Origin of the sequence: Arthrobacter globiformis NBRC 12137 (assembly GCF_000238915.1) — a bacterium.
In the GTDB taxonomy this organism is placed as follows: domain Bacteria; phylum Actinomycetota; class Actinomycetes; order Actinomycetales; family Micrococcaceae; genus Arthrobacter; species Arthrobacter globiformis.
This window is the reverse complement of sequence record NZ_BAEG01000019.1, coordinates 1-1,753: the sequence shown is the minus strand read 5'-3', so window position 1 is coordinate 1,753 and position 1,753 is coordinate 1. Positions and strand designations below refer to the sequence as shown.

The window sequence follows — 1,753 nt, the reverse complement described above, 5'->3', positions numbered from 1 at the left end:
GGTGAGTCCAAGACTTCAAGCTTATTCGCTTTCGCCAGCAAATCTTGTGATCGTGCCGCCAGCGTAGCAGTGGCACGCTTCGAGCACACGAGTAGGAGCTTGAAAATCCTCTATCTAGAGGAAGGCTGTACGGAGCGTTTCTCACGATGTCTGGGGTATCTTGCATAAGGATCGAATCATTGGGGGATCATGAAACTGCCTAAACCTGCGCTGCTAGCTGGCACTATTGCTGCAAGCCTTACCGCCTGCACCTACTCGGGCCCTGCCCCGGAGGCAGGAAGCACCCACACGGAGATTTCCGTGCCTTCCAGTTCCGCCTCCTCCACTAGGCCAATGACACTTGAGGGAAAGTTCCAGTCACAGGCAGCCGTCACTGACGGCTCGGCCATGATCCACGTCACCAATAGAGGCGCGGTTCTGCAATTAAAGGACTTTTCAACTGCGCCGGGTGAAGACCTCCGCCTCATGCTTAGCCCCGGGACTTTGAGCCCAAACGATGAAGGGGATCCGGCGATCACTTCCTCGGAGTTACTCGACCTAGGTCCGATCGATGACACCGCCAGTTTGAGGATCCACATGGACACCAAGATGTGGTCCTCTATACGGTCACCCATCCGGAGTGTAGTCATTTACAACAATGCCGAGAGGACCGCTTACGGCACCGCAAACCTCACCCAGCAGCTATAAGCGGGCACCGTCTATGAACACGGCGACAACATTTCACTCGCCATCGGTCCTCACGAGCCGACGGCAAGTGAAGTTCGGTTGCATCTCGGCGATTACCTCCCTGCTCTTAGGGGTGACCGTCCATATGTCCGCGACCTGGGCTCTCGACGCAGGTGTGAAGCGGCTGGTTTATTTCGGGCTGCCGGATTGGGGCCTCATTCTTTGGGCGCATCTCATCAGCGGCGCGACAACGGTAACAGCAATGCTTTTGTTAGTACCACCGGGCATCAGGCGAATATCCCGGCCTTGGCTTCGCCGGCTGACAGCGGTTCTGGTGGGCCTGGCAGCCACCGCAGCGGCCTTGCCATGGCTCGTATACTTCGTCGGCATCGGTATAAACGCCCTTACGGACTACACACTGGTCACGGCTGAAAACGGTGAAAAAGTACTCGTTCAAAAGCCGGGCTACGACCCCGCAGATTACGCCGTGTACCGACAGGAATCCTTCTTCGTCTACCAGAGGAGCACGGATGGGACGTCAGTCTCGGACATCTTCGAACCCGATGACTGTACTCTCACAGGTCACAGCGCGGGTCTCCTACTCACCTGCGGAGCGGACATCATTCCGGTTCCGCCCCTTAGTGAATAGATTCGGAAGCTACGCGGATCGTGTCGCAGGAGGTTTCCGCTCCAACGCGCCTCGAAACGCTAGGTTTCGAGGCGCAGAGGTTTCGAGGTACCGAATCGGGCTAGGAGAAGGAGTCGGCCGTCCCCAGACGGAACCCTTCACGGGGCAGTTCGACGTTGTCTAGTCCCTGCGGATAGTTGCCGGTCGGCACCGCTGCGCGCCGTCCTTCGGCACGAGGACTGGCACACGGGGGACTGCTGCTCCGTAGACCGGTGGTCACATTAGCTTTACGGGAGTTCGACTGAGCCAACGGACCGGGACCAGCGGTCCCAATAGTAGGCGGCGGCCCGCAGGAACTCCTGGCTGTACGGCGATGGCGGCTCATCACCCTCAGGACGTATGGTTTTCCACACCTCGCCCAATAGAGGCGTGCGCGGTGTATCGAAGTCCGGCCACTCC

At 58.4% G+C, this 1,753-nt stretch carries 2 protein-coding genes; both read left to right on the top strand.

Annotation, left to right across the window (positions count from 1 at the left end; all coding sequences use genetic code 11):
• Positions 1-333 precede the first annotated feature (333 nt).
• Positions 334-687, top strand: coding sequence for a DM13 domain-containing protein (locus tag ARGLB_RS03240; RefSeq protein ID WP_139023236.1), 354 nt, complete (start codon positions 334-336; stop codon positions 685-687).
• A 13-nt stretch (positions 688-700) separates the two neighbouring features.
• Positions 701-1,315, top strand: coding sequence for a hypothetical protein (locus ARGLB_RS03235; protein ID WP_139023235.1), 615 nt, complete (start codon positions 701-703; stop codon positions 1,313-1,315).
• Positions 1,316-1,753: the final 438 nt, after the last annotated feature.